This window comes from Paraburkholderia sp. BR10937 (assembly GCF_040965695.1).
Taxonomy (GTDB): Bacteria; Pseudomonadota; Gammaproteobacteria; order Burkholderiales; family Burkholderiaceae; genus Paraburkholderia.
This window is the reverse complement of the sequence record NZ_JBFRCL010000063.1, coordinates 1-19965: the sequence shown is the minus strand read 5'-3', so window position 1 is coordinate 19965 and position 19965 is coordinate 1. Positions and strand designations below refer to the sequence as shown.

The 19965-nt window shown below is 64.6% G+C and carries 16 protein-coding genes and 1 pseudogene; 9 read left to right on the top strand and 8 right to left on the bottom strand.

What is annotated here, in order from left to right; all coding sequences use genetic code 11:
• Positions 1 to 76: 76 nt before the first annotated feature.
• Both AB4Y44_RS35015 and AB4Y44_RS35010 read left to right on the top strand, forming a co-directional pair.
• On the top strand, positions 77 to 697 hold the full coding sequence (locus AB4Y44_RS35015; protein ID WP_069261635.1) for a LysE family translocator: 621 nt from the start codon (positions 77 to 79) through the stop codon (positions 695 to 697).
• A 191-nt stretch (positions 698 to 888) separates the two neighbouring features.
• Positions 889 to 1866, top strand: a complete 978-nt coding sequence (locus AB4Y44_RS35010) for a 2-dehydropantoate 2-reductase (protein WP_133185663.1) — start codon at positions 889 to 891, stop codon at positions 1864 to 1866.
• Between the two features lie 118 nt (positions 1867 to 1984).
• Here the strand turns inward: AB4Y44_RS35010 and AB4Y44_RS35005 are convergent, their stop codons facing one another.
• Positions 1985 to 3124 (bottom strand): LysR family transcriptional regulator, encoded by a 1140-nt coding sequence (locus AB4Y44_RS35005; protein ID WP_342919055.1) that lies wholly within the window; start codon positions 3122 to 3124, stop codon positions 1985 to 1987.
• Positions 3125 to 3146: 22 nt separating this feature from the next.
• Positions 3147 to 4502, bottom strand: coding sequence for an oxalate/formate MFS antiporter (oxlT, locus tag AB4Y44_RS35000; RefSeq protein WP_342919056.1), 1356 nt, complete (start codon positions 4500 to 4502; stop codon positions 3147 to 3149).
• Between the two features lie 372 nt (positions 4503 to 4874).
• Here oxlT (AB4Y44_RS35000) and AB4Y44_RS34995 point away from each other — a divergent pair, with 372 nt between their 5' ends.
• Positions 4875 to 5819: a LysR family transcriptional regulator gene (locus AB4Y44_RS34995; RefSeq protein WP_110383445.1), complete on the top strand. Its 945-nt coding sequence runs from the start codon at positions 4875 to 4877 to the stop codon at positions 5817 to 5819.
• Between the two features lie 102 nt (positions 5820 to 5921).
• Here AB4Y44_RS34995 and AB4Y44_RS34990 read toward each other — a convergent pair whose 3' ends face one another.
• The 5 genes from AB4Y44_RS34990 to AB4Y44_RS34970 all read right to left on the bottom strand — a co-directional run bounded on the left by AB4Y44_RS34990 (position 5922) and on the right by AB4Y44_RS34970 (position 10435).
• The gene (locus tag AB4Y44_RS34990; RefSeq protein WP_342919057.1) at positions 5922 to 6887 is read right to left on the bottom strand and encodes a hypothetical protein; all 966 of its coding nucleotides are present in this window, start codon (positions 6885 to 6887) and stop codon (positions 5922 to 5924) included.
• Between the two features lie 51 nt (positions 6888 to 6938).
• On the bottom strand, positions 6939 to 7751 hold the full coding sequence (locus AB4Y44_RS34985; protein WP_368702082.1) for a fumarylacetoacetate hydrolase family protein: 813 nt from the start codon (positions 7749 to 7751) through the stop codon (positions 6939 to 6941).
• Positions 7752 to 7766: 15 nt separating this feature from the next.
• Positions 7767 to 9014: a formyl-CoA transferase gene (gene frc, locus AB4Y44_RS34980; RefSeq protein ID WP_324160147.1), complete on the bottom strand. Its 1248-nt coding sequence runs from the start codon at positions 9012 to 9014 to the stop codon at positions 7767 to 7769.
• Positions 9015 to 9489: 475 nt separating this feature from the next.
• Positions 9490 to 10218, bottom strand: a complete 729-nt coding sequence (locus AB4Y44_RS34975; protein ID WP_133185668.1) for a GntR family transcriptional regulator — start codon at positions 10216 to 10218, stop codon at positions 9490 to 9492.
• On the bottom strand, positions 10199 to 10435 hold the full coding sequence (locus AB4Y44_RS34970) for a hypothetical protein (protein ID WP_342919061.1): 237 nt from the start codon (positions 10433 to 10435) through the stop codon (positions 10199 to 10201). Before AB4Y44_RS34970 ends, AB4Y44_RS34975 begins: the two co-directional genes overlap by 20 nt.
• A gap of 557 nt (positions 10436 to 10992) precedes the next feature.
• On the opposite strand from AB4Y44_RS34970, the gene AB4Y44_RS34965 reads away from it, so the two are divergent.
• The gene (locus AB4Y44_RS34965; protein WP_342919062.1) at positions 10993 to 11406 is read left to right on the top strand and encodes a DUF2917 domain-containing protein; all 414 of its coding nucleotides are present in this window, start codon (positions 10993 to 10995) and stop codon (positions 11404 to 11406) included.
• A 116-nt stretch (positions 11407 to 11522) separates the two neighbouring features.
• Here AB4Y44_RS34965 and AB4Y44_RS34960 read toward each other — a convergent pair whose 3' ends face one another.
• Positions 11523 to 12686, bottom strand: coding sequence for a porin (locus AB4Y44_RS34960; protein ID WP_342919063.1), 1164 nt, complete (start codon positions 12684 to 12686; stop codon positions 11523 to 11525).
• Between the two features lie 625 nt (positions 12687 to 13311).
• Between AB4Y44_RS34960 and mprF the strand changes: the two genes are divergently transcribed.
• The 5 genes and pseudogenes from mprF to oxlT (AB4Y44_RS34935) all read left to right on the top strand — a co-directional run bounded on the left by mprF (position 13312) and on the right by oxlT (AB4Y44_RS34935) (position 19819).
• Entirely contained in the window at positions 13312 to 15921 is a 2610-nt protein-coding gene (mprF, locus tag AB4Y44_RS34955) for a bifunctional lysylphosphatidylglycerol flippase/synthetase MprF (RefSeq protein ID WP_342919064.1), read from the top strand.
• Between the two features lie 92 nt (positions 15922 to 16013).
• Positions 16014 to 17291, top strand: coding sequence for an AcvB/VirJ family lysyl-phosphatidylglycerol hydrolase (locus tag AB4Y44_RS34950; RefSeq protein ID WP_342919241.1), 1278 nt, complete (start codon positions 16014 to 16016; stop codon positions 17289 to 17291).
• A 96-nt stretch (positions 17292 to 17387) separates the two neighbouring features.
• Positions 17388 to 17677: pseudogene (locus AB4Y44_RS34945) on the top strand (type II toxin-antitoxin system RelE/ParE family toxin).
• On the top strand, positions 17649 to 17972 hold the full coding sequence (locus AB4Y44_RS34940) for a HigA family addiction module antitoxin (RefSeq protein WP_368702081.1): 324 nt from the start codon (positions 17649 to 17651) through the stop codon (positions 17970 to 17972). Before AB4Y44_RS34945 ends, AB4Y44_RS34940 begins: the two are co-directional and overlap by 29 nt.
• Positions 17973 to 18475: 503 nt before the next feature.
• The gene (oxlT, locus tag AB4Y44_RS34935; protein ID WP_342919066.1) at positions 18476 to 19819 is read left to right on the top strand and encodes an oxalate/formate MFS antiporter; all 1344 of its coding nucleotides are present in this window, start codon (positions 18476 to 18478) and stop codon (positions 19817 to 19819) included.
• The last annotated feature ends 146 nt before the right edge of the window (positions 19820 to 19965 follow it).

Below are 19965 nucleotides of genomic sequence, written 5' to 3'. Positions count from 1 at the left end.
GGATCGCGCGAAGCGCGCTAGAATGGCTCGATTCTCGGCGCGCCGCGCACGGCGCTAACGTTTTTCGAGCGTCATCATGTCCCTCACCGCCTGGCTGTTCTTTCTGCCCGCCTGCTTCGCACTGAACATGGCACCGGGGCCGAACAATCTCCTCTCGATCAACGTGGCCGCGCGGCACGGTTTCCTGCGTGCGTTCCTCGGCGGCACGGGCCGGCTCGTTTCGTTCGCCGCCATGATCGCGCTCGCGGCCACGGGTCTGGCCGTGGTGCTGCGCGCATCCGAGGCGGTCTTCTTCGTCATCAAGCTTGCGGGCGCCGCTTACCTCGTGTGGCTCGCCGTACAGCTCTGGCGCAGCGACGCCAACCCCATCGGCGAAAGCATGGATGGCGATGCCTCGCTCGCGCGTCTCGCGTGGCGCGAATGCCTCGTGGCGGCGGGCAACCCCAAGGCGATTCTCGTTTTCACGGCTTTCCTGCCGCAATTCGTCGATGTCGCGAGGCCCATCGCACCGCAGTTCGGCGTGCTCGGCGCAAGCTTTCTCGTGCTCGAATGCGTGGCCATCGCGCTCTACTCGCTCGCCGGCATGTACCTCGGCCGCTGGCTCACCCGCACCACCGTGCGCCGCTGGTTCAATCGCACCTGCGGTGCATTTCTCGGCCTGATCGGCGTGAGTTTTCTGCTCGTGCGGCGCGCCTGAACAGCCTCTCACGCGCCCTTCATCCATAAGCTTGTCTTGATGATTTTCGCGAGAAACTTTAACTGTCGTTAATCGACGGCACCCCCTATGCTCAAACCATCGTCCGGGGTCGCGGCGAGCGGGCAGCTTTTCCCCAACGCTTGCGAAACGCCCTGCGGACAAGCGGTTTTCAACGTCATTGGGGTTTCAACATGAAGATCTGCATCTTTGGAGCGGGCGCCATTGGAGGCATGATGGGCGTGCAACTCGCACGCGCCGGCGCCGACGTGAGCTTCGTTGCCCGCGGCCCACATCTGGCCGCGATGCGCGAGAACGGTGCCCGCCTGCTGATGGACGGCGAGGAGTACGTGGCGAAGGTGCGCTGCACGTCCGATCCGCGCGAACTGGGCGTGCAGGACGTCGTCATCATTACGCTCAAGGCGCATTCGGTGGCGGGCGTGATCGACGCGATGCAGCCGCTCCTCGGCAAGCACACGGCGATCGTCACGGGCACCAACGGCATTCCCTACTGGTACTTCTACCAGCACGGCGGCAAGTTCGCGGGCACGAGGCTCGAAAGCATAGACCCGGACGGTGCGCAATGGAACCGTCTCACGCCCGAGCGCGCGATTGGCTGCGTGCTCTACCCAGCCGCCGAAATCGACGCGCCCGGAGTGATCCGCCACGTGTACGGCAAGAAGTTTCCGATTGGCGAGCCTTCGGGCGAGCGCACGCCGCGCATCGTCCAGCTTCATGAAGCCATGCAGGCCGCCGGGTTCGATGCGCCGATCCGCGAGAACATCCGCGACGAAATCTGGCTCAAGCTGTGGGGCAATCTCTGCTTCAACCCGATCAGCGCACTCACGCACGCCACGCTCGACGTCATCACCAGCGACCCGGCCACGCGCGCCGTGGCGCGCACGATGATGCTCGAGGGCAAGCGCATTGCCGAGCAGTTCGGCGTGAACTTCCGCGTGGACGTGGAGCGCCGCATCGACGGCGCGGGCGCGGTGGGCGCGCACAAGACCTCGATGCTCGTCGACCTCGAAACGGGCCGGCCGATGGAGATCGATCCGCTGATCACCGTCGTGCAGGAAATGGGCAGGCTGGTTGGCGAGCCGACGCCGGCCATCGACACCGTGCTCGCGCTGGTCAAGCAGCGTGAGCGGATGGCGATGCAGCCGGCGTAAGTCATCGCGAAAAGGCGGCGCGTGAGCCGCTTTTCTCTCTGTGCCGGTTCCGGTGCTGGAAAAACAAAACGGATCGCTTCGAGCGATCCGTTTTGTTTTGCAGAAGAAGAAACGCGCGCTATTCGATGCGGGCGTGGGTGCGGGTCACCTGGAGCGGCGGCGGCGTATCGGCGCCGCGCAACGCGACGCGCATCGGCGTGCCGTTCGAGCCACGCATCGGCGAGCCGTCGATGGACGTTTGCGGCAGCGCGTCGCTATCCGGCGATGAGGCCGGTGCGTCCGAACCGACCGCCACTGCTGCTCCGTCCGCGACTGGCCCGTCCGGCATGAACTGCGACCAGGCCGCCTGAGCACAAGGCCGCAGCGAACGATGGCGACGCCGCACGAGCATCGTCGTCACGTTCACCACGGGATGCAGCAAGCGCGTCACGAGCGGCCCCGCGGGCGCGGGCCAGTGACACGTTGCGTGCGCAACGTCGCCCGCGCGATGCGCATGCCCCCCGCGCGCGCCGTCCGCGCACACCGGCAACACGCCGATGCCCATGCCGAGCTGCGCCATGCGCGCGACGCCCGCTACGTGCGCGAACTCCTGCAGCGGCCTCCCCTCAGGCCGCAGACCGTCCAGCGCACGCATCACCGCGCCGCGGCAACCGGCGTCGCGATTGAGCGTGACGAGCGGTTCGCGCGCGAGATCGTCCCATCGCAGCGCCCCCTGTAGCGCAAGCGGATGGTGAGCGGGCAAGAGCGCGCAAAGCGGCGTGGCCGAAAGCGGCTGCACGTCGAGGTTGCCGCTCGCGAACGGCACGCTTTCGGCGATCACGCCGAAATCGGCCTCGCCCTGCTCGACAGCCTGCAGCACGGCCGCCTGCGGCAAGTCCTGCAGTTGCAGCGTGAGCGAAGGAAACGCCGCCGCGCAGCGCGCGAGCGCGGCGGGCACCCAGGTCGACGAAAGCACCGGGTTGCTGGCCACGAGCACCACGCCGCTATGCGCCTGGTGCGCGTCGCGGCCTTCGTTGAGCGCCATCTCGATCTCGTCGAGCAAGCGGCCGATGCGCCGCTCGAAGCCGCTGCCCGCAAGCGTGAGCTCGACCTGGCGCGTGGTGCGGTCGAACAGCTTGAGCTCGACCGCTTCTTCCAGTTCGCGCACGCAGCGGCTCACCGCCGACTGAGTGAGCCCGAACTCGCGCGCGGCGCGCGTGAAGCTGCGCGCCCGCGCCACCGCGACGAACACCTTGAGCTGCTGGAGCGATACGTTCATCGACATGGCCGGCCCGCGTGCCTCATTCGCCGCTTTGGTTGGACCAGTGCGGCAACCCCGCGCCCGTATTCGTGGCCAGCGTGACGTTCGGCTCGTTGCCCGCTTCATTGCTGGCTTCGCTGCTCTGCTCGATCAGACGCCTGCGCATCGGCGCGAGGAAGAACTTGGCGCTCACGCCCGCCGCGATCGTGATAACCGCAGCCGCGATGAACACCGCGCTCCAGCCGCCCGTTGCAGACAGCACCGAGGCCACCGGCACGAGCAGCGCTGCCGTGCCCTTGGCGGTGTACAGCGTGCCGGCGTTCGATGCAGCGTACTTGCTGCCGAACGTGTCGGCGCAGATGGCCGGGAAGATCGAGAAGATTTCGCCCCAGAACAGGAAGATGAGCGCGGCGAAAGTCATGAACGCATACGGGTTCGTGCCGAACTGCATCATGCCGAGCAGCGCGAGCCCTTCACCCACGAAGATCAGGAACATCGCGTTCTCACGGCCGATCTTGTCGGAGATGAAGCCGCACAGCGGACGCGTAAAGCCGTTGCAGATGTTGTCGATCGAGAGCGTGAGCGTGAGCAGCGGCAGCGTCATGCCGAACACCGTCATCGGAATGCGGGCGAGGCCCCAGTCCTTGGCGATCGGCCCGATCTGCGCCGTTGCCATCAGACCGCCCGCGGCCACCGCGACGAAGCAGATGTAGATCACCCAGAATACCGGCTGCTTGACCATCTGTCCCGGCGTGTAGTCGACGCGCGAGACGAGACGGCGGCCTGCCACGGCGACGGGGCGCGTCACGGGCTTCACGAGCAGCAGCGAGAGCACGAGAATCGACACGCCCTGGAGCACGCCGAAAAAGAAGAACGTGTGCTCGTAGCCGGAGCGCGTGATCATGTTCGCAATCGGAATCACCGTCACGGCGGCGCCGGCGCCGAAGCCCGCGGCCGTGAGGCCCGCGGCGAGGCCACGGCGGTCCGGGAACCACTTGAGCGCGTTACCCACGCAGGTGCCGTACACGCCGCCCGCGCCGATGCCCGCGATCACGGCCGACACGTAGAGCATCGGCAGCGTCGTGACGTAGGAGTTGATCACCCAGGCGAGGCCTGCGCAAACCGCGCCGCCCGCCACAACCGGACGCGGGCCGAACTTGTCGACGAGCCAGCCTTCCACCGGCACGAGCCAGGTCTCGGTCAGAATGAAAATCGAGAACGCCAGTTGAATCTCCGCCTGGCCCCAATGGTGGCGCGAATTCATTGGTGCGACGAACAGCGTCCATGCGTACTGCAGATTGGCAACGAGCGCCATGCATAGCATGCCCACCACCAGTTGAAACCAGCGGTTCGTCCAGAACGGACCGCTCTCGCTCCTCTGACCGATTGCATTCATATCGCTTGTCTCCGCTATCTATTCATTGCAGCCTGCATGATTACGGGTCTGCATAAATTGAGGCTTATGGTTTTAACTTTTCACTTCGCTACGCTGTGTTTTTTTATTCGCCGGGTGAATCAAAAATCAGAATGAAAAGTCGTCAATCCTCATTCACCCTGGCGTTACGTCAGACCCTGAAAACATCGTGCAACAAGGGATTTTCTACGTGTTGTCCCTTATGAAATCGTATTTCCGAGCGTTAACCCGAACGTAGCTTCGAGCGTTTTGCGCGGCATTCGGACTCCTTTCAACTTATGCTAGGGTGATTGCTGAATTACTCACAATTAAAGTTTGTTATTATGTGGATTCAGTATCCTTTATGGTTCGGCCATGACGATGCGAAACGCCACGCTGCGCCAGCTCAAGGTCTTCGAGACCGTGGCGCGCCACCTCAGTTTTTCGCGTGCTGCGGAAGAGCTGCATCTCACCCAGCCGGCCGTTTCCACGCAGGTTCGGCAGCTCGAAGATCACGCAGGCCTGCCGCTCTTCGAGCAGCTCGGCAAGAAGATCTATCTCACGCCCGCGGGCACGGAGATGCTGCACTACAGCCGCGCGATCATGCAGCAGTTCCACGAAGTGGACGAGGCGATGAGCCAGCTGAAGGGCGTCTCGGGCGGCAAGCTCAACGTCGCCGTCATTAGCGCCGGCGATTACTTCTTTCCGCGCCTGCTGGCCGAGTTCACGCGCCGCTACAAGGGCGTCGCGCTCAACCTCTCCGTGCACAACCGCGAGCAGCTGCTCCAGCAGCTCGCCACCAACCAGACCGATCTCGCCGTGATGGTGCGTCCGCCCCACGCGACCGACGCCATCAACGAGCCGTTTGCGCCTCACCCGTACGTGATCGTTGCGGCGCCCACGCACCCGCTCGCCAACAAGCGAGCCATCAAGCTCAGCACGCTCGCCAACGAGGCGTTCATCGTGCGCGAGCGCGGCTCGGACACGTGGAACTCGATGGAAGAAGGCTTCGCAGGAAAGATCACGAACCTCAAGATCGCCATGGAGATCCAGAGCACCGAGACGATCAAGCAGGCCGTGATCGCGGGCATGGGCATCGCCTTTCTTTCGGCGCACACCATCAGCCTAGAACTGCAGGTCGGTCACCTCACCGTGCTCGACGTCGAAGGCTTCCCGGTCATGCTCAACTGGTACGTCGTGCACCGGAAAAACAAGCGCTTGCCGCCTGTTGCGCTCGCATTCAAGCGCTTCCTCATGGAGGAAGGCGCGGCACTCATCGAGAACATTACGAAAGTGTCAGAAGCGAGTTTGCATAAGTAAGGTTTGATGGTTGTGCCATAAACCATCAGGCATGAATAATCATCCGCGTCATATTGCGCGTTCAGTGGTTTTCCCCTGGTCCCGCAAATAGTCGATACGACGTCAGTGCGGCCCTTGCCGCTGGCGCAGCGCGCCGCCCCGGCTGCGGCGCCGCCGTGGCAAGTCCTGCGATGCGTGATGACCCGCGCGCCCCGCGCCGCCGTGCGGCGTGTCGCTCGCGGCTAGCCAGGCAGGCTCGAACGCGCCGCTGCCGCAAGCCGCGACCAGCAGTTCGTCCGGCACACCCGCAAAACTTGCATGGAATGTCGCGCTGAAGGGCTCGCGTGACTGTGACGCCTCGACCGCGCCCGTACGTGCGAGCCGCGGTCGCCGCGCGCCGCTCATGAGCCGCGCGCCCAGCGCCGCGCACAGCACGCTTGCCGCGACCAGCACGGAGAGTTCGAAATCGGGCGAAGCGCGCGCGCTCAGGAATCCATAGCCGAGCGCCGCGCCTAGCAGCAGCGCGATGACATGCATGACGCGGTCGCCGCGGCCGAACGGCACGCGCCTGCGCACCGCGCCGCGCGCTTGCGCGCCACGGCTGAACAGACTCAGCGCGCCGCCGATCAGCAGTGCACCGGTGGCCGCCGCGACGAACAGCGCAACACGTTCACCAGCGCCACGCTCAGGCTGCAACAGGTAGCCAACGAAGGCGCCAATCAAGACACTCGCGCCCGACACGCCCCCCAGCAGCGCCGCCGTCCGCGCGCGCCGCGTGAGGTCACGCCGGCCCGCAAGGCACAAACCGGCCAGCACGCCGGCTTCGACAGCCACCGTCGCGTCGGCCGCATGCATCCAGCCGGCGGCGATCACGCCGGGCGGAACGGTCAGTAGCAATGCGAACGAAATGGCGAAGGCGAGCCAATGCTTGTGCGGCGCATCAGCACGCCTCGCGCAGCGCGGCGCGGCGCGAAAACGCCGCGCACGCACCGGCGCGAGCGCCGCCAATTGTGCAAATGCACAGCCGAGCCATGCGAATAGCGCGCCCGCGCCCAGCCACGCCAGGTCGCCAGCCAGTTGCTCCGGCATCTCTCCTCCTCGCGCGGCATTGCTGCCGCGCGCGTCTTTGGTTTTACGCCGTCAAGCCGCGCCCTCTCCGGCGGCGAGCGACTCGATTTGGGCCGACGCGGTGGCCAGCGCATTGCTCAACGTACCGATCCCTTCGATGGTGACCTCGACCGTTGCGCCTTCAACGATCGAGCCTACGCCGAGCGAGGTGCCGCACGCAATCACGTCGCCGGGTTCGAGCGTCAGGTCCTGCGAAATGAGGCTCACCTGCTGCGCCGGCGAAAACACCATGTCGTCGAGCGGATAATTCTGCCGCTCCACGCCATCGAGTTTCGTGACGACGCGTGCGCGCTGCCAGTCGAACCCGGAAACGATCGCCGGGCCCAGACAACAGAACGTATCGAAACCTTTGGCGCGGCACCATTGCGGGAAGTGCGGATTCTCGGTGATGAGGCCCGCGGCCGTGACGTCGTTGACGATCGTGTAGCCGAAGATCGCCGACTCGGCTTCCTGGACGCTTGCATCGCGGCAGCGCTTGCCGATCACGATGCCGAGTTCGCCTTCGAAGACGATTTTTCCCGCATAGTGGGCAGGACGCCGAATCAATTCTGAAGAGCCAATCACCGAAGCCGCCGGCTTGATGAGAAAAAGCGGGTGCGCTGGCACCGGTTTTTCGAGTTTCGCGGCGAGCGCGTGAAAATTGTTCCAGAGCGCGACGACTTTGCCGGGCGCACAGGGCGCGAGTGGCGTGAGCGCACGCAGCGACAGCACCGCGCCAGTGGGCACCGGCTGATCGAGCCCTTCGTATTCGTGCAAGTAACCGTTCTCGACTCGGCCGAACACGATGCTGCCGTCGCTCGCCATCAAACGCATCCACGTTTCCATGTTTTCTCCTGGGTTTCAAACGGCGCCAGAAGCGCGCAGCGAGTGGATCTCGTCCTTCGTGTAGCCGAATTCGGCGAGCACTTCGTCGGTGTGTTCGCCCAGCATCGGCGAGCGCGTGACTTCGGTCGGGCTGTCCGAGAGCTTGATCGGGTTGCCCACCGTGAGGTACTTGCCGCGCACCGGGTGATCCACCTCGACGATCGTGCCGCTCGCGCGCAGCGATTCGTCGCTGGCGATCTCCTTCATCGAGAGAATCGGACCGCACGGAATGTCGTAGCGATTCAGCACGGCCATCGCGTCGAACTTCGTGCGATGCATGGTCCAGTGCTCGATCTCGTCGAAGATCGCCTTCAGGCGCGGCAGACGCGCATTCGGCGTGGCGTAGTCCGGATCGTCAATCCACTCCTCGCGCCCGATCAGCTTGCAGATGCGGTCCCACACGGGCGCCTGCGCGATGAAATAGATATAGGCGTTCGGATCGGTCTCCCAACCCTTGCACTTGAGAATCCAGCCCGGCTGGCCGCCGCCCGACGCATTGCCGGCGCGCGGCACGGCCTCGCCGAAGCCGTCGTTGGGATACTGCGGGTACTCCTTCATGACGCCGGTGCGCTCGAGCCGCTGCTGATCGCGCAACTTCACGCGGCACAAGTTGAGCACGCCGTCCTGCATGGCCGCGAGCACCTTCTGGCCGCGCCCCGTGTGCGTGCGCTGATAGAGCGCCGTGACGATGCCGAGCGCGAGATGCAGGCCCGTGCCGCTGTCACCGATCTGCGCGCCCGAGACGACCGGCGGGCCGTCGTCGAAACCCGTCGTCGATGCCGCGCCGCCCACGCACTGCGCGACGTTCTCGTAGACCTTGCAGTCCTCGTACGGGCCAGGGCCGAAGCCCTTCACCGAAGCGACGATCATGCGCGGGTTCAGCGTCTGTATATGTTCCCAGCTGAAGCCCATGCGCTCGAGCGCGCCCGGCGCGAAGTTCTCGACCAGTACGTCGCAGTCGCGAATGAGCCGCTCCAGCACGCGCTTGCCTTGCGGGTTCTTCGTGTCGAGCGTGAGCGAACGTTTGTTGCCGTTGAGCATCGTGAAGTAGAGGCTGTCCGCGTCCGGCAGGTCGCGCAGTTGCTCCCGCGTGATGTCGCCGGCGCCTGCGCGCTCTACCTTGATCACGTCCGCGCCGAACCAGGCGAGCAGTTGCGTGCAGGTGGGTCCCGACTGCACGTGCGTGAAATCGAGGATGCGCACGCCGTTCAATGCCTTGCCCATGTCATGTCTCCTTATCTAATCGTGGCCGGGCGAGTTTTCGAAAATCTGTGGGGTTGCGTGGGCAGAGGCGTTTCGCGCTATGGCGCGACATCTGCGTCCTTGAGCAATACGGTATGTGATATATCAGAACGAAGCAAGAGGGAAATTGCCCATCGGGAATGCCATTAGAATCGCGTCAAAGCCTTATCCAGTATGGTTTTGACACAACTTCGACGGCGTTGACGCGGTGCACACGAGGGAAAACCCCGAGCATTTGCGGCGTCTGATATGCCAGATTCCGTGTGAAGGATGGCCGGACGTCATCGCGATTTGGTCAGGGATGCCAGGGGTTGATGCGCATAAAGTCGGCTGTCGGATGCCGCTCAACGGACGCGCGATGAAGGGGGCGCAGGGACGCGAATCGACGTAAACGCAAAACGGGAGACCCAAAGGTCTCCCGTTTTTTGCCTCGATTCAGCGGCGTCTGCCGCCTGCCTCAATCCAGGAAATCGCAGTTCTTCTCGACATAAACCGCGAGATCGAGCGAATGCTGGCGCACGAGCTTTTCCGCCAGTTCGGTGTCGCGCTTCTCCAGCGCCTCGATAATGCGCAGATGATCGACGATCGAGCGCGAAGCCCGGTCGCTCTGCGAAATCGTCATGCGGCGAATGGCGCGCACGTGCACGAAGATGTTCTTGATAGTGTCGAGGATGATCTGCGAGCGGGAAAGCTCGACGATCGCCTGGTGGAACGCGATGTTGGCGTCCGAGTACTCGGCGATGTGTTCGGCAGGCGTGCTGTCGCGGAAGTCGTCGAACATGTGGCGCAGCCGCGCGATTTCCTCGTCGGTGGCGTGGATCGTGGCGAGGCGCGCGGCCATGCTTTCGAGCGCGGCCCACATCTGGATCATCTCGACGATCTCGCGCTTGCTCTTGCGCACGATATAGATGCCGCGGCGCGGCACCATGCGCAGGAAGCCTTCCTGCTCGAGCAGCGTCATGGCCTCGCGCACCGGCGTGCGGCTCACGCCGAGCGATTCGCTCAGCACGCGCTCGTCGAGCCGGATTTCCTCGCGCGACTGGTAGATGTCGGCGTCGGCAATGGCCTGGCGCAGCATGGCGTAAGCCTGATCGCGCAGGCTCAGTGTGGCGTTGATGGGCTGCAGCGCCAGCTTGAGCGGCGCCGCTTCCCGGCTTGCTACAACTTCAGTTTGTTCTGACGACATTGATTACCTCTTTTCCGACCTGCGGACGGATTCGCGGACCGAATTGTGCACGACGAACGGCCCTGGCGCGCGGTGCTTCGCCCAAACCAGCGTACCGGCCATGCCGCGCGGCCTGCTCGATGGCGGACTGCGGCAGCCACCTGGCGATCATGACCGTAGCAGTTGCTCCCAGACCCACGACCGCTGCACCGAACAGTGCGAGAGAAACGAAATCCATTTGAAGCTCCGCATGATTGAGTAATCGAATAACTCAATCATATGCTGCGTCGCGACAAAAAGCAATATTCTGTATGTGATATATCAGATGCAGTCGTTTCCACACAACACTTCGATGGTGCAGGGCTTATCAGGGGCGCACTCCCACATTGTGGGCACGGCCGACCGGATATCCATGAAAAACAACCAATCCTAGTGAGAAACCGGTGCTGCCCGCAAGGGGATATGCCAACGAAGGGCACGATCGCGTCATGCAACGGTGAGAACGAGACTCGCACGCAACACAAACTGCGGCGGCCAAAGCCATTTAAGCATTTCAGGTTGACAGCGCTGCAACGCACCCCGCACACTCAGTCCATGCACACTTCCTTCACCCACCTCGCCATCGCAAACACGATGAATCATCCGTGGAAAACCCATACGGGTATCCCACGGGGATGGTGTGCGTACTAGCAGTCTGTCGTCACGCAAATCACAAGCCCCGCCGGCATCGACGGGGCTTTTTGTTTTTCTGGGTGGCAGTGCTCCGTTCGTCGGCTCCAAAAACTGGAGAAAACGATGGATGACGCTTTTCAGGCAGCCTCACTGACCGCTTCACAACCCGCTCTGCACACCGTTGCGGACGCAACCGACTGTTTCGACGATCCGTTGCCCGTCCAATCTGTCCACTTTGCCGTGCCGCCCATGCGCACGCTCACCTGGCGCGTGAATGCGTCGGCCACGCTGCGGGTTCAGGTGGCCCAGGTGTGGGTCACGCGCGCCCGCTCGCCCTACGACCACTGGCTGCAACCGGGCGAGACGCTCCGGCTCGAGCGTGGCGAGCGCATCTGGCTCAGTACTGAGGCCGCCTTGCCGGCACGCGTGAGCATCACGAGCGCCTGGCAGCCGCCGTTTGCGGGCGTACGGCGCGGTATGGAGCGCCTCGCCGCCTGGCTTGCGCTGCTCACGCTCCGGCGCTCGCGCGAGGCGTGATGTGCGAAGCCCTGGCGCTTGACGCGTTTTGAGCCGAAGCCAGAGCCTCAAACGCCAAAACGCCGGATGCGCCGCCCAACTGGCGCGTATCCGGCGTCACAAGTCGAGGCACGCACTCAGAACTTGTGCCGCAGCCCGAGGTTCACGATGGCCTGGTTCGACGTGCCCGAGTAACCATACGAGCCGACCGAAGCCTCGGCCGGCATCGAGCCGCCCGTGCCGTTGCCGGTATCGCCGCTCGCATGCTGCCAGGCCGCCGTCATATAGAGGTCGGTGCGCTTCGAGAGGCTGTAATCGGCGCCGAGCGACACCTGGTTGTAATTCGCCGACGTATCGCCATTGGCGTGCGTGTAGCTGTAGCCAATGCCGAGCAGCAGCGCCGGGTTCAGCTGATAGTTCACGAAGCCCTGGCCGGTGTTGTACTTTTGCGTCTCGCGGAACACCGAGCTGCCGTCCGGCGAGTAGCGCGCGTTGCTGTAGCCGAGGCCGAGCGTGAACTGGCCGAGCTGATACTGCGCCGCCGCGCGCGCGATGGTGAGCGAGTGTGCCGTGGCGTAGCCGGAGTTGATCGGGCCGTCGAAGGTGCCGTCCGAAGTGCTCGTCCAGCCGCCGGTGCGAATGCCGTTCACGGCCTGGCTGTTGGTCGCGTAGAAGTAGCCGCCTGCCAGCGCGAGCGGACCGTTGGTGTAGTTGACCGCCGCCGAGTACGACTGTTCGGCACCTGTCGAGCCCGCAATGCCGCCAAAAGAGTACATCGCCGCAGCCTGGAGGCCGCTCCAAACGGGCGTGGTGTACTTGACGGCGTTGTTCACGCGGAAGCTGTTGTCGTAGTTGTCGACGTCGCCGGGCGTGGCGAACACGGAGCCGAAATAGTTGTCCGCCGTAATGCCCTGCACGAGGTCGATGAGCGGGTCATACTGCCGCCCGAGCGTGAGCGACCCGTACTGCTCGGCCGTCAAGCCCACGTATGCCTGTCGGCCGAACAGCCTGCCACCCTGCGCGAGCGCGCCGGTGGAGGGGTTGAAGCCGCTTTCCAGCTGGAAGATCGCCTTGAGGCCGCCACCGAGATCTTCTGCGCCCTTCAAACCCCATCGCGAGCCGGAGAGATTGCCGAAGCTGCTGTTGCCGAGCGTCCAGAGGTTTTTGCTGCCGTCGGCGTGATTGACGTAGGTGATCGACGTGTCGATCGTGCCGTACAGCGTCACGCTGGTCTGTGCCTGAGCCGTGCCGGCAACCCCGAGCGCGGCCAGCGAAAGGGAAGTCAAGGCTAGTCTTTTCACGTCATTCTCCAGGCGCAGTAAAACAACTCCTGACCAAAGCAGACTAACTCGCCCGTCGCGCATTGTAAAAGGAATAAACAAGCTGTCTCGAATTAGTGACAGCGATTTCAGGAAGCGCCTGGCTAACAACCCAAACATTATCTCCGGCTGCGAAACAATCACGAAGCGCCTGCCTGCAACGCCCGCCACGCAAGGCTTGCGGCGAACCGGCCTGATCGGCGCGTGTTTCAGTATGCGATAAGCGCCCGCCCATTACTCACAAGTTAACGATTACCTTGCCGTTCAATCCATCTGTTAATTAGGCTCTGCAAACATCAATCATGAAAAGATTATTCCCCAATTAAATCCACTAGTTACGGCTCGCCATTGCGCCGAATTGATCCGCACCCAATAGCGGTTTCTTGCATCGGGGCGTCAACCGGCGGGTAGTCCTATGCGTTTGCTGAGCTTAACCAGTCCTTTCCGAACGATTACGATTCGGCTCGAATTTCCGGTTCGCGCGCAAGGTGCGCGAGAACCGGCCTCGAAAGAACGTAAGCGCAAAACGCGAATAAACACGATGTCACCGCCGGGGAAGCTGTAACAGTCGATACGGCGACATCGCAGAGAGCCACCAGACCGATCCATGTCTCAATCGCATTCTTCGCGCGCGGCGCGCGCCCTCGGGGCGCTGCGCCGCCGTGCCGGTGCCCTGCACCTGCAGCGCTTCGTCGCGCCGGTGTTCGCGCTCGGCATTTGCGCGCTGCTGCTGGTCGTGTTCCAGCACCTCTCGCGCACGGTCGACTACCACTCGGTGATCCGCCAGCTCTGGACGCTCACGCCGGCCCAATGGGTCGGCGCGCTCGCCGCCACGGCCGTGAGCTTCGTCGCGCTGGTCGGACGCGACGCCGTGGGCCTGCGCTACCTCGGCGCGCGCGTCTCGCGCGGCGCGCTGTGGGCCGGCGCGATCGCCGGCTCGGCGCTCGGCAACGTCACCGGCTTCGGCGCGCTCACGGGCGGCGCCGTGCGCTGCCGCGTGTATGGCGGCGCGGGCGTCACCGCCGCGCAGATCGGCCGCATGACGGTGTTCACGAGCGTCACGCTCGCCGCCGCCCTCGTGCTCATGACCGCCCTCGGCATGGTGGGCGCCGCCGGCACGCTCTCCGGTCTGCTGCATCTCTCGCCCGACGAACTGCGCCTGATCGGCGGCGTGGTGCTCGGCTGCGGCGCGGTGATGGTCATCCTTTGCCCCGCAAGCGCGCGCGAGATCGAGCCGTTCGGCCGCGCCTGGCTGCGCTTTGCGGTGCCGGCGCGGCGCGACCTCGTCGCGCAACTGCTGCTGGCCGCGCTCGACGTGGTCGGCGCCGGACTCGCGCTCTGGTCGGTCATGCCGCATGCGCTCCTCGGCTTCAGCGACTTCCTCACCGTGTACTGCGCCGCCATGCTGCTCGGCCTGATCGGCCACACGCCCGGCGGCATCGGCGTGTTCGAAGCCGCGATGGTCTACGCGCTCGGCCCGAGCGTGCCGACCTCGAAGGTGCTTGCCGCGCTGCTCGCCTATCGCGCGATCTACTTCGGCGCGCCGCTCGCGCTCGCCGCGGCGGTGCTCGCCGTATTCGAGGGCCGCGCGCTCAAGACGCCGCTCAGCGCCCGCTTTGCGAAGCGCGGCGCCGACGGCGTCTCGCAACTCGCGCCGCTCTTCCTCGCCATCGTCACGTTCGTGACGGGCAGCATGCTCGTGATCTCGGGCGCCACGCCCGCGTTCTCCAAACGTATCGCGCTGCTGCAAACCATCGTGCCGCTCTGGGTGCTCGAAAGCTCGCAGCTGATGGGCAGCCTCTTCGGCGTGTTGCTCCTGTTCGTCGCGCGCGGTCTGCTGCGGCGTCTGGATGCTGCCTGGTGGCTCGCGCTCGTGATCGCCGTGGCCAACCTCGCGCTCTCGCTCGCCAAGGGCCTTGCCTTCGTCGAAGCGGGCGTGCTGTGCGTGCTGATCGTACTGCTCCTCGGCACGCGCAAGCGCTTCAATCGCCACTCGTCCATGTTCTCCGAGCGCTTCACGCCGGCCTGGCTCGCCTCGGTCGGCTGCGTGATCGCGCTCGCCGTGTGGGTGCTGCTGTTCGCGTTCCGCGACGTGCAGTACTCGCAGAACCTCTGGTGGCAATTCGCCTTCCACAGCCGCGCCCCGCGCGCGCTGCGCGCCACGCTCGGCGCCGGCGTGTTCGCCGCCGCGCTCGCGCTGTGGCAATTGCTGCGCCCCGCCGCCGGCCGCTTCGTGATGCCCCCGAGCGAAGACCTCGAAGAGGCCGCGCGCATCGTGCGCGCGCAGGAGCGCAGCGACGCGGGCCTCGCGCTGATGGGCGACAAGAGCTTCCTCTTCTCCGCCTCACGCAAGGCTTTCCTCATGTACGCGAAGCGCGGCCGCACGTGGGCGGCGCTGCACGATCCGGTCGGCCCACGCGAAGAGTGGCCCGCGCTGATCCGCGAATTCGTCACGCTCGCCCATGCTCACAACGGCCGCGCGGCGTTCTATCAGGTACGCGCCGACGCGCTGCCGCTCTATCTCGACGCCGGCCTCACGCTGATGAAGCTCGGCGAGGAAGCGCGCGTGATGCTGCAGGAATTCGACCTCAAGGGTCCGCAGCGCGCGCATCTGCGCTACGCGCTCAAGCGCGGCGAACGCGATGGCTTTTCGATCGAACATATCGAGCCCACGCAGATGGGTGCGAGCCTGCCGGTGCTGCGCGCGATCTCCGACGCCTGGCTGCAGGACCGCGAAGCGCGCGAAAAGAGCTTCTCCGTGGCTGCGTTCGACGACGACTATCTCGCCGCGCAGTCCGTGCTGCTGATCCGCCAGAACGGCGAGCCGCTCGCCTTCGTTACCTTCATGACGACCGATCTGAACACCGACGCAACGGTGGGCGTCATGCGCCATCTGCCGGGCGCCTCGCCCTATGCGATGGAGTATCTGTTCACGCAGCTCGCGCTGCATCTGAAGGCCGCCGGCTACCAGTCGCTCTCGCTCGGCATGGCGCCGCTCTCGGGCATGGGTCCCTCGCCGCTCGCTTCGTCGTGGCACCGGCTCGCGGGCTTCATCTGGCGCTTCGGCGGCCGCTTCTATAACTTCCGGGGGCTGCGCGGCTTCAAGAACAAGTTCGCGCCGCGCTGGGAACCACGCTATCTGGCCGCTTCGGGCTCGATCAGCGTGTTCATCACCCTCGCCGATCTATCGCTGCTGGCAGGAGGCTGGCGCTCATGACATTCCGTACTCCCAGGCTGCCGCGCATTGCAGGCACGGCAGCGGGCGCCGCTGTGCTCGCGTTTTTCACGGCTCACGCCAACGCGGCTTCGATGCCCGTCTCGACGCCCGCTTCCGCTGCGACGATGCACGTTTCCGGCGGCCGTTACGGCGAAGTCGCGGTGACGAAACCGGGTGGCGCGATGCGCGGCTTCACCGTGCTGTTCTCGGCGGACAAGCACTGGAGCGCCGCCGACCAGACGCGCGCCGACGCGCTCGCGCAGCATGGCGCGCTCGTCGTGGGTGTGGATACGGAGCGCTATGCGCAGAACCTCGCCGCCCTGAAGAACGAGGCCTGCCACAAGCTCTACAGCGACGCCGAAGCGCTTAGCCACCAGCTCGAACGCCAGTTGGGGTCCAACGAGTACTACGCGCCGATCGCCATCGGCAGCGGCCAAGGTGCGCTCATCGCACAGCACATGCTCTCGCAGGCGCCTGCGAACACGATGGCGGGCGCCGTGTCGCTCGATCCGGCCGCGAAGCTCGACGCGCGCTTCGCACCCTGCCCGGCCGACCCCACGCTCTCGCGCGGCAATGGCCTGCCCGGCTTCTTCGAGCAGGGTGTGACGACAAAAGATGCGCACGCAACCGGTCCTGGCGCACCGCGTGCCTTCGCCCCCGGCGTTGCCGACGCCGACAAGTTCGTCGCGCTCACCTCAAATCACCTGCGCGTCGTGACAGAAAGCGAAGAGGACGTGTCGGACCTGCCGCTCGTCGAATTGCCCGCGGCGCACCCCACCGACATGCTCGCGGTGGTGATCTCGGGCGACGGCGGCTGGCGCGATCTCGACAAGACGATTGCAGAAGCGCTGCAAAGGCAGGGTATTTCGGTGATCGGCTGGGACGCGCTGCGCTACTTCTGGAGCGAAAAGACGCCCGAGCAAACGAGCCACGATCTCGCCCGCGTGCTGAAGACCTACGGCTCGCGCTGGCATGCGCAGCACGTCGCGCTGGTGGGCTACTCGTTCGGCGCGGACGTGATGCCGTTCGCCTACAACCGTCTGCCCGACGCGTTGCGCGCGAAGGTGTCATACATGTCGCTGCTCGGCTTCGCGCCGGACGCCGACTTCCAGATCCGCGTGACGGGCTGGCTCGGCATGCCCGCCAGCGACAAGGCGCTGCAGGTGCGCCCGGAACTCGCGAAGGTGCCACCTTCGATCGTGCAATGCGTGTATGGCGCGGGCGAGAAAGACACGCTGTGTCCGGCGCTCGTGAATACCGGCATCGACGTCGTCAAGACGAACGGCGATCACCACTTCGACGGCGACTACAACGCGCTCGCCGGGAAGATCATCGCGGGGTGGAAGAGGGAGATCGCGATGCGGGGGTGAGGGAGCGCGTCGCTTTTCCATGTTCGCTTGACGGCGAACGGACTTTGGTCGACTATAACGCCGCGCGTCATATGACGCGCGGCGTTATGCTTTGGCATGGCGATCCAAAACTTCCATGACAAGGAAACGGCACTCATCTGGTCCGGTGCGCAGTCGCGTCGACTGCCGGTGGAAATTCAGCAGGTCGCACGCCGCAAGTTGCGCATGCTGAACGCCGCGCTCGCGCTCGCTCTCGCCGATTTACGCGTTCCACCGGCCAATCGACTTGAGGCTCTAACGGGGATCGCGCGGACCAACACAGTATCCGTATCAACGACCAGTGGCGGATATGTTTCAAATGGCACGGCGGCCACGCCCATGACGTCGAAATCGTCGACTACCACTGAGGTGCGGACTATGAAAAAACTCCGGAACGTCCATCCCGGCGAAGTGCTGCAGGAGGAATTCCTCACGCCGATGGAGATGAGCCAGAACGCGCTGGCGCGAGCCATGAAAGTACCGCCGCGACGCATCAACGAAATCGTGCATGGCGCGCGCAGCGTGACCGCAGACACCGCGCTGCGTCTGTCGATCGTATTCGGCACCTCACCGCAGTTCTGGATGAACCTCCAGAGCGACTACGATCTGGAGGAAGCCGCAGGAAACGCCGATCTCTCGGAGCTTCGACCCCCCGCGGCATAGGCGCCCCAATGTTTCGCGCTGCATGATTCGTCTCCTCGATCGGCGGTGCCGACCCGCCGGCAGCCAGTTTGGCACGCGTACCGGGACGCTGCACGACCTCGCGTCCTGCCGGGCCGCCAATTTGCGCGCAAAACGGGCGGCCAACCTTTCACTCATATCAATGTGAAAGGCTTTAGAAAAATTTCTCCTTACATTACCAAACGCTTTCAACTATAACGACATCACATGTCGCGATTTCCGCTATCTCGCGCATGCCTCAGCCCGCCCGGCCTAGCCGGCGGGCTTTTTTTTCTGGCGCCGGCCGCATCGGCCGAAAGCTTTCAAACGCCATACTCATCAATGCCAGAGCTAGTAGAAGCCCTGAGGTGTTTCCCGCTTGACTTCATTGATATATCACATATTGTGTAAACGACTGTCAGCTAAACGACAGGAATCGTGACTGCGATCCGGGCAACCGCCGCGCTTCGCAGATGGCCATTCATTCGAAGAAACCGGAGACACACATGGAGCATCGGCAAGGAGGGGCGTCGCGATTCGCGTCGCCGTGGACGCAACTCGTGCTCGGCGTCATCTGCATGGCGATGATCGCCAATATGCAGTACGGCTGGACGCTGTTCGTCAATCCGATCAACGAGAAATATCACTGGGGGCGTGCCGCGATTCAGGTCGCGTTCACGATCTTCGTCGTCACCGAAACCTGGCTCGTGCCCGTGGAAGGCTGGCTCGTCGACAAGTACGGACCGCGTCCCGTGGTCGTGGGCGGCGGGCTGTTGTGCGCGGTTGCCTGGGCGCTCAATTCGGTCGCCGCGTCGCTGCCCGTGCTCTATATCGCGGCCGCCATCGGCGGGCTCGGTGCCGGCGCCGTCTATGGCACGTGCGTCGGCAACGCCCTCAAGTGGTTTCCGACCCGCCGCGGGCTCGCGGCCGGCATCACGGCGGCGGGTTTCGGAGCGGGGTCGGCGGCGACCGTCGTGCCGATCGCCAACATGATCAAGAGCAGCGGATACGAGTCCACCTTCCTCTGGTTCGGTCTGGGACAAGGCATCGTCGTGCTCGTGCTCGGCTTCGCCCTCAGCGCGCCCGTCTCGCACGGGGTAGCGGCGGCGAAACGCGCCATTGGACAAATGGGACACGCGGCGAAGCAGGTTGCGCAGAGTGCGAGCGCCGTCTACAACGCGAGCCCGCGCGAGGTGGTGGCGTCGCCCATCTTCTGGGTGATGTACGCCATGTTCGTGATGATGGCCGCAGGCGGCCTGATGGCGACCGCGCAGCTCGGCCCCATCGCGAAGGACTTCGGGCTGCACGACTCGCCCGTTTCGCTGCTCGGCCTCACGCTGCCCGCGCTCACGTTCGCGCTCACCATCGACCGCGTGCTCAACGGTCTCACGCGGCCCTTCTTCGGCTGGGTATCGGACCGCATTGGCCGCGAGAACACGATGTTCGTCGCGTTCGGCATCGAGGCGATCGGCATCGTGCTGCTCTCGCAATACGGCCACAGCCCGACGGCGTTCGTCGTGCTGACAGGCATCGTGTTCTTCGCGTGGGGCGAGATCTACAGCCTCTTTCCCGCCACCTGCGGCGACACCTTCGGACCGAAGTTCGCCGCGACCAACGCGGGCCTGCTCTACACGGCGAAGGGCACGGCCGCGCTGCTCGTGCCGTTCACGAGTGTGATCACCGCGGCAACCGGCAGTTGGCACGCGGTATTCATGCTCGCCTCGGGCATGGCGGCGGTCTCCGCCCTGCTCGCCGTGTTCGTGCTCAAGCCATTGCGCCAGGCCCATCGGCAAAAGCATGCGGAACCGGCGGCCGACTTCCCGTATGGCAGCCCGCTCGTCCAGGACTGAGCCGTCCCATCTCGCGAAACCAATCGGGATAGGGGCAGGCCTCGCGACCTGACCCCTCCCACGCCACCGTGCGTACGGGTCCGTACACGGCGGCTCGGATCGGTTAGCCGACTGGACCGACAGAGGGAAGTCCAAGAGAACGTAGA

Bases quoted from the DNA above. Each gene is read 5' to 3' on its own strand.
- oxlT (WP_342919066.1), top strand. From the start codon at position 18,476: ATGGAGCATCGGCAAGGAGGGGCGTCGCGATTCGCGTCGCCGTGGACG.
- oxlT (WP_342919056.1), bottom strand. From the start codon at position 4,502: ATGAATGCAATCGGTCAGAGGAGCGAGAGCGGTCCGTTCTGGACGAAC.
- AB4Y44_RS35005 (WP_342919055.1), bottom strand. From the start codon at position 3,124: ATGAACGTATCGCTCCAGCAGCTCAAGGTGTTCGTCGCGGTGGCGCGG.
- AB4Y44_RS34990 (WP_342919057.1), bottom strand. From the start codon at position 6,887: ATGCCGGAGCAACTGGCTGGCGACCTGGCGTGGCTGGGCGCGGGCGCG.
- AB4Y44_RS34950 (WP_342919241.1), top strand. From the start codon at position 16,014: ATGCCCGTCTCGACGCCCGCTTCCGCTGCGACGATGCACGTTTCCGGC.
- frc (WP_324160147.1), bottom strand. From the start codon at position 9,014: ATGGGCAAGGCATTGAACGGCGTGCGCATCCTCGATTTCACGCACGTG.
- AB4Y44_RS34940 (WP_368702081.1), top strand. From the start codon at position 17,649: ATGACGTCGAAATCGTCGACTACCACTGAGGTGCGGACTATGAAAAAA.
- AB4Y44_RS34965 (WP_342919062.1), top strand. From the start codon at position 10,993: ATGGATGACGCTTTTCAGGCAGCCTCACTGACCGCTTCACAACCCGCT.
- AB4Y44_RS34970 (WP_342919061.1), bottom strand. From the start codon at position 10,435: ATGGATTTCGTTTCTCTCGCACTGTTCGGTGCAGCGGTCGTGGGTCTG.
- mprF (WP_342919064.1), top strand. From the start codon at position 13,312: ATGTCTCAATCGCATTCTTCGCGCGCGGCGCGCGCCCTCGGGGCGCTG.
- AB4Y44_RS35010 (WP_133185663.1), top strand. From the start codon at position 889: ATGAAGATCTGCATCTTTGGAGCGGGCGCCATTGGAGGCATGATGGGC.
- AB4Y44_RS35015 (WP_069261635.1), top strand. From the start codon at position 77: ATGTCCCTCACCGCCTGGCTGTTCTTTCTGCCCGCCTGCTTCGCACTG.
- AB4Y44_RS34985 (WP_368702082.1), bottom strand. From the start codon at position 7,751: ATGGAAACGTGGATGCGTTTGATGGCGAGCGACGGCAGCATCGTGTTC.
- AB4Y44_RS34975 (WP_133185668.1), bottom strand. From the start codon at position 10,218: ATGTCGTCAGAACAAACTGAAGTTGTAGCAAGCCGGGAAGCGGCGCCG.
- AB4Y44_RS34995 (WP_110383445.1), top strand. From the start codon at position 4,875: ATGACGATGCGAAACGCCACGCTGCGCCAGCTCAAGGTCTTCGAGACC.